Raw genomic sequence first — 6,052 nt, forward strand, 5'->3', positions numbered from 1 at the left:
CACGACGCGCTGCAGGCGCGCTACCAGGCGCTGCTGGAGCGCGCGCCGCACGCGGAAGAAATGCGGCTGTTCCACAAGCACCTGAGCGCCGTTGCGGGTTGACCCATCGGGTGTGTCGAGGGCAGATTGAGGGACACCGCACCGCCCCCCCACATCATGTGTAACCGCATTCCACCTTCCGGACACCCCGAGGTCAGCCTGCGTCCCCTGGTGCGGGGCGACGCCGACGACTGGTATGCCTGCCTGATGCAACCGGGCGTACTGGAACACACCAGCTGGCAGCTCTCCTCCATGGACGATCTGGCGCCGCTGTTCGACGCGCTGGAAACACCCCGCGCGCCCACCCAGATCCGCATGGCGGTCGTGGACCGCGCCAGTGCCTGGGTGGGCAGCATCGGCTTCCACAGCATCCAGTGGCCGCATGGCACCGCAGAAATCGCCTACGAACTCTGCCCTGCGTATTGGGGGCGTGGGATCGCCAGCGCGCTGTGCCAGTCGGTCAGCCGATGGGCGTTGGCGGCCTTCGGCTGGCATCGCATCCAGGCCTGCGTGCTGGACACCAACGTGGCTTCCGCCGCCGTGCTGCGCCGCTGTGGTTTCCAGCACGAAGGCCGACTACGCCACTTCCGGCAGGTGCGAGGTGTTGCCCGCGACTTCGACGTTTATGGGTTGATCGCGGCCGACGGTGGCATCGCGTCGCGCTGATCCTCGGTATCGCTGCGTTCGGCGCGGCAGGAAAAACAGCCGCGCCCGGCGTTGTGCAGGTGGACCTGATGCACGTGGGGATCATCGAACAGCTGGTCCAGCGCTGCGGCTACCTCGCTGCCTTCGCAGATCTGCCCGCTGAGCATGAACGCACGTGCGTCGTAGGCGCGTACCGACATCTGCCGGCGGTGCACGTAGGGCGGCACCACGCCGGGTGGCAATATGCAGCGTACTGCCTGCCGCCGGATGAACACCGGTCCGGATGCGCGGTAGGGCGAGCTGGATGCCAGATGCGTGTAGGGAAGCAGCAACAGCTCTTCGCCAACGCGCGCGTCGACGAGGCTGATGCGGCAGGGGAATCCGTGGTCCTGCGTGGCCACGCAGCGCACGATCCCGCGCGCTGCGAGGTCGCTGTCATCCGTCTCAAAGAGGGGTTCGAATGGGCGGTGGTCAAGGCCGCTCAGATGCCAACGGTGCATGGGGGTCTCCTGATGTGCGCCCATCCTGATGCGATGCGGTGGGCGCTGCTCGCCATCTTCGGACGCCACACCATCGGGCTGCGCGGCCCGGTGCTTTCGGCGCCGGCGGAGCCGCCGCGTTTCCTGCCTTCGTCGGCAGCGTGCACACTACGACGTATCGACCGCCTTCTTCGCATGCAGGGACCGCCATGTTCTACCAGACCGATATCCGCGAGCTCCAGCCGGGCCTCACCCCATTTCCTGCCGACGTATTCGTTCCGGGGCAGGCCTGGCTGGCGGCGCATTTACTGCCGCTGATCTCCATGGACCTGGGCATTCTGCGTCCGGAACTGGCGGGTACCGTGGCCACGATGCTGTGCCCGGTCGAGCCCTATGAAGGATGCCTCGGCGAAGAGACCGAGGCGCATCACAACGCGTGCATCGGCACCAACTGGATCGCGTTCGAGCTGACGAGCGACAACCGTATGCGTTTCCTTGGCGAAGAAGGCTACTTCCTGGGGGACAAGGTGCAGGACCCGGAACTGGTGGAGCACATCGGCGAAATGCGCGACAGCTACGCAAGGGCGAAGGCCTACTTCAAGGAGCATGGGCGCTTGGCCAGCTATTCGCACTTTGGTGACGGCGGGCCGAACGAGCAGGCCTACCTGGACACGCTCGGCGGACAGATCTCCGACGGGAACTGGACCGAGACCGCGCCCATCCCCTCTGCGTTCGAGCTGTGGCTGGATCCGCTGATGTACGAACGTGACCAAGCGGCCGATGCAGAGAATGTGCGGATCACCCGAGCGGGCAGGCCGTTCTTCGCGGCCGCCACGGTTGCCGGCTACAACTGGTGTGCCACCGGCGCCGATGCCATCGTGATGCTGTACGAGCCGGACAGCCGCACTGTGTTGTTCTCGTTTGATTGGACCTGATGGAGGGCGTGCGGGGTGTTCACCACGCGCCGGAAGCAACAGGCCTGCATCGCGGGTGGCGCTGTTGTCCTAGAATCGCCCTATGGACCTACAGAATCGATACCGAGGCGCTTTGCTCGGCTTGGCCGCAGGCGACGCCGTTGGCACCACGCTGGAGTTCAAGCCACGCGGCAGCTTCGAACCGTTGACCGACATGGTGGGCGGCGGACCCTTCGACCTGGAGCCAGGACAGTGGACGGACGACACGTCCATGGCCTTGTGCCTGGCCGAGAGCCTGATCCGCTGCGACGCGTTCGATCCGCGGGATCAGATGAACCGCTACGCCAATTGGTATCAGCATGGCTACTGGAGCTCGACGGGCACCTGCTTCGATATCGGCGTGGCAACACGCGGGGCGATCCACACCTACCTCGTGACCGGGGACCCTCTGGCAGGCAATACCGACCCCGATAGCGCCGGCAATGGATCGATCATGCGCCTGGCGCCCGTGGCCCTTCGGTTTGCCGGGAAGCCGGAGCTTCAGGCCATGGCCGTGCTGAGTTCCCGTACGACGCACGCGGCGGGGGAGTGTCTGGACGCGTGCCGCCTGCTGGCCGTGGCGCTTGAACGCGCGCTGGCGGGGTACGACAAGTCGGAGGTGTTGGACCTGGCCGCCATCGAGGTCTCCAGCCAGCGTCTGCGCGACATCGCCGCCGGCGGATACCGGAGCGCCAAGCGCGACCAGGTACGTGGCACGGGCTACGTCGTGGACAGCCTGGAAGCCGCGTTGTGGTGCTTCCACCGGCACGACACCTTCGCTGGTGCGGTGCTGGAGGCTGCGAACCTCGGTGACGATGCGGATACCACTGCAGCGGTTGTCGGTCAGCTGGCGGGTGCCTTCTACGGCGTGGCCGGCATCCCAACGGATTGGCTCGCCCGTGTCCACCGGGGAGAAGAGATCGCGGCATTGGCGGATGGCCTGCTGCAGCGCAATCTTGCCGAGGCATAGGCTGGCTGCGCACAGCCCATGCCGGAAATTAAAAAGCCCGGGAACCCTTATTGTGTAAGGATTCCCGGGCTTCTTCGGATTCTTTCGAACCCGTCATTGGTGGAGGTGGGCGGAATTGAACCGCCGTCCGAAGGCACTCCATCCCCGGTACTACATGCTTAGCTCGCCGTTGAATCTCGCCCTGTGGCAGCACGGCGTGCAAAGCGCACCCCAGGACCAGCCTGCTTTAGTTAAGTCGTGACTGACAGGCAGCCATCACAACCGGTTCCGTGATAATGACCCTACATCTACGAGCACGGGCACAAGTAGGTTCGGGGGTTCGCCTTAGGCGGCTGTAGAACTAAAGCAACTGCTGCTGTTTAGGCGGCGATTGCGAAGTCCGAACCGTAGTTGTCGTCGTTGGCAACTAAAAGTTTGCTGCTGGATTAACGAGGAAAGCTGCCCCCTCGGCATGCACCAAGTAACTTCACAACCCCCGTCGAAACCAATGCACCCCCGGTTTCTTCAAGAACCGCAAGACATCTGGCGACCCAGACGCTACTTGACGGGGCCAATGCTACTCCACTCCAGCTGAACAGTCACGCGAGCGCTTCCGCGCGCGCGGAAGCGGCCTTACAGGTAGGTCCCTTCGCTATGCAGCAGTTGGCGGATGCTGCGGAACAGCTGTAGCGCTTCGGCCTGCTGGGCCTCGGTCATGCGGGCCTGGAACGTGGCCACCTGGTTGGCGAACTGGTGGTCCTCGATTGGAAGCCCCTGGTCGTGCGCCGCCAGCGCGTAGGCGTAGGCCTTCACGTCGTCCTGCTCGACGCCCGTGCCGTGCTCGTGCAGCGCGCCGAGCTGCGCCAGACCCGGCGGGTGGCCCAGTTCGGCGGCGATCAAGGTGTAATGCGCGCCCTTGGCCAGGTCCCGTGGCACGACGTCGCCGCGGCCATACAGGTACTGGTCGGCCAGGTAGAACACCGCATGGGCGCGGCGCTCCTTCCCGATCGCCTCCAGCCAGCGCTCGGCCTGCACCGGATCGGGGTCGACGCCCAGCCCGGCGAGGTAGGCGATGGCCAGCTGTTCCTGTGCGAGTGCGTCGCCCGCCTCGGCCGCCTTCACGTACCACCGCGCCGCTTCGGGAAGGTCGACCGCGATGCATTGGGCGCCGGCGGGGTAGCGGTTGTAGCGGTTGATGGGGCCGCCGATGGCGTGGATGTCACCCAGCCGGCGCATCGCCTCCGCATTGCCCTGCGCCGCGGCCTGGCGGTACAGGGTGATCGCGCGGGTCAGGTCGGGCGGCGTACCCCGTCCGAACAGATGGGCCTCGGCCAGGCTGGACTGGGCGGCGGGAAGCCCCTGGTGCGCCGAACGCTGGGCCGTGTCTCTCATGCTGGCGGCGTCATCGGGGATTTCCATGCGGTCGTCCCCGATGCGTCGGCGGTCCGCTTCGTCGGCCGTGCAGGCGTGCATCGCGGGGATGGCTGCGGGCCTGGCGGCCGTCGCCGCGGTCGCCGTGGCGGCCAACGCACCGAACAACAGCAGTGGGGTCAACGTGCGGATCGTGAATGCCCTTTGCGGCATGGGGTGCATCCCGAAGGGCCACCGGTAGTACGTACAGCGCCTGCCGTTGCCGGGGGCGTGGTCTGGCTCAGGCCGACGCGGTGCGCCGGCTGCGCCACCCGAGCCACAGGCCGGCCAGCAGGCAGGCGGCGATGATCGCGATGGACAGGGGCAGGTGGAAGCTGCGCTCCCCGGCCACGGCGAAGCCGGCGTGGATGAGGAAGGTGGCGATTCCGAGTGCCGCGCAGGTCCGCGCGTACATCCGCGCCTGCGGGCTGCCCAGCACGACGTGCCGATACCCGAGCAGCAGCACCGGCAGGGCCAGCAGGTTGAACAGCAGGTAGCCCTGCACGCCGCCCGGCAGGTGGAACAGGTCCCACTCATGCCAGTAGGCGGCGTCGATCTGGTGCGCGATCAGGGCCAGCAGCGTGGCGAAGTAACTCTTTTCCATGGGGCACCGGCAGGGGTCCGTTCCTGTCTTGTCTGCTTGCCGAGCTGGTTCAGCGCTTGCCTTCGCGCTGGCGCTTGCTGTCGGCCTGGTGCTTGGCCTTCAGCTTGCGCTGGTGGTTCTGCTCGTTGCGCTGGGAAATGGCCTGCTTGCGGGCTTCCGGCTGGACCTGCGCCATCAGCGCGTCCACGCGCGCGATCAGGCGGCGGTGTTCCAGGGTGTCGAAGGTCTGCTTTTCCGACGCGTCACGCTTGGCATTGCGACCCAGGTAGGTCAGCACCTTGAGCAGGGCGGCCGGATCCATCGCACGGGTCAGCTCGGCGAAGATCGATTCATAGGCGGCGATATCGGCCTTGATTTCGTCGATCGGGTCCGCGCCCGCGGTGGTTTCCTGGGGGATTTCCTGTGTCACGCAACGCTCCAGCCTGGGTAATAAGCGGGGATTCTGACACTTGTGGGTGCGCTGCGGGAAAATGCAGTGCGCACGGCGCCCGGCCGGGTGCGCTCAGGCGCTGGCCAGCCGCTTGCGCAGGTAGGTTCGGTGATGCCCGGGCGGGAAGTCCTCCAGCCGCCCGAAGACCTCATAGCCTTGCTTGAGGTAGAAGCCCTCGGCCTGCCACGAGAACGTATCAAGCATGACCGAATGGGCTCCCATCGCGGCCGCCTGCTGCTCGGCATCGGCGAGCAGGGTCTGGCCCAGCCGACGGCCGCGTTGGCTGGCGTCCACCCACAGGGCGTGCACCATCAGCCAGCCGCCGTAGACATCGGCCACCAGGCCGGCACAGGGCTGCCCGTCCGCGTCGCGGATCACCCGATGCAGGGGCTGGTCGTCCAGTGCACTGCCGCAGGCGGCGTCGTTGAACGCGCGCAGCCCCGCGAACACCGCCGCCGCGTCGTCGGCCGTGGCCGGTTCGATACGGGGTGGCGGGGCAGGGGCGGTCACGCGTCGCGGTTGTGGCGGCGCATGGTGCGGGAC

At 66.6% G+C, this 6,052-nt stretch carries 8 protein-coding genes and 1 other RNA gene; 3 read left to right on the forward strand and 6 right to left on the reverse strand.

Features of this window, described 5'->3' with window-relative positions; all coding sequences use genetic code 11:
* Positions 1–156: 156 nt before the first annotated feature.
* Positions 157–705 (forward strand): GNAT family N-acetyltransferase, encoded by a 549-nt coding sequence (locus DBR34_RS06355; protein WP_128096157.1) that lies wholly within the window; start codon positions 157–159, stop codon positions 703–705.
* Here DBR34_RS06355 and DBR34_RS06360 read toward each other — a convergent pair.
* The gene (locus tag DBR34_RS06360; protein ID WP_308812516.1) at positions 663–1,208 is read right to left on the reverse strand and encodes a DUF1203 domain-containing protein; all 546 of its coding nucleotides are present in this window, start codon (positions 1,206–1,208) and stop codon (positions 663–665) included. The genes DBR34_RS06355 and DBR34_RS06360 overlap by 43 nt on opposite strands.
* A 164-nt stretch (positions 1,209–1,372) precedes the next feature.
* On the opposite strand from DBR34_RS06360, the gene DBR34_RS06365 reads away from it, so the two are divergent.
* Both DBR34_RS06365 and DBR34_RS06370 read left to right on the forward strand, forming a co-directional pair.
* Entirely contained in the window at positions 1,373–2,098 is a 726-nt protein-coding gene (locus DBR34_RS06365; RefSeq protein ID WP_128096158.1) for an enolase, read from the forward strand.
* Between the two features lie 82 nt (positions 2,099–2,180).
* Entirely contained in the window at positions 2,181–3,086 is a 906-nt protein-coding gene (locus tag DBR34_RS06370) for an ADP-ribosylglycohydrolase family protein (RefSeq protein ID WP_128096159.1), read from the forward strand.
* A gap of 97 nt (positions 3,087–3,183) precedes the next feature.
* On the opposite strand, the gene ssrA is transcribed toward DBR34_RS06370, so the two are convergent.
* From ssrA to DBR34_RS06395, 5 genes are all read right to left on the reverse strand, one after another.
* Positions 3,184–3,583: a transfer-messenger RNA gene (gene ssrA / locus DBR34_RS06375) on the reverse strand.
* A 115-nt stretch (positions 3,584–3,698) separates the two neighbouring features.
* Complete coding sequence (locus DBR34_RS06380) at positions 3,699–4,619, reverse strand: tetratricopeptide repeat protein (protein WP_181393916.1); 921 nt, start codon at positions 4,617–4,619, stop codon at positions 3,699–3,701.
* 97 nt (positions 4,620–4,716) lie between these two features.
* A complete protein-coding gene (locus tag DBR34_RS06385) occupies positions 4,717–5,079 on the reverse strand; it encodes a DUF6713 family protein (protein WP_128096161.1) in 363 nt (120 codons plus the stop codon).
* Between the two features lie 49 nt (positions 5,080–5,128).
* A complete protein-coding gene (locus DBR34_RS06390) occupies positions 5,129–5,488 on the reverse strand; it encodes a hypothetical protein (protein WP_128096162.1) in 360 nt (119 codons plus the stop codon).
* Positions 5,489–5,581: 93 nt separating this feature from the next.
* Positions 5,582–6,019: a GNAT family N-acetyltransferase gene (locus DBR34_RS06395; protein WP_128096169.1), complete on the reverse strand. Its 438-nt coding sequence runs from the start codon at positions 6,017–6,019 to the stop codon at positions 5,582–5,584.
* Positions 6,020–6,052 lie beyond the last annotated feature (33 nt).

It is taken from the genome of Stenotrophomonas sp. HMWF003 (genome assembly GCF_003061285.1).
Lineage (GTDB): Bacteria > Pseudomonadota > Gammaproteobacteria > Xanthomonadales > Xanthomonadaceae > Stenotrophomonas > Stenotrophomonas maltophilia_AP.

Excerpts from the sequence above, each read along its gene's own strand:
- DBR34_RS06355 (WP_128096157.1), top strand. The coding sequence starts at position 157 with ATGTGTAACCGCATTCCACCTTCCGGACACCCCGAGGTCAGCCTGCGT.
- DBR34_RS06360 (WP_308812516.1), bottom strand. The coding sequence starts at position 1,208 with ATGGGCGCACATCAGGAGACCCCCATGCACCGTTGGCATCTGAGCGGC.
- DBR34_RS06365 (WP_128096158.1), top strand. The coding sequence starts at position 1,373 with ATGTTCTACCAGACCGATATCCGCGAGCTCCAGCCGGGCCTCACCCCA.
- DBR34_RS06370 (WP_128096159.1), top strand. The coding sequence starts at position 2,181 with ATGGACCTACAGAATCGATACCGAGGCGCTTTGCTCGGCTTGGCCGCA.
- DBR34_RS06385 (WP_128096161.1), bottom strand. The coding sequence starts at position 5,079 with ATGGAAAAGAGTTACTTCGCCACGCTGCTGGCCCTGATCGCGCACCAG.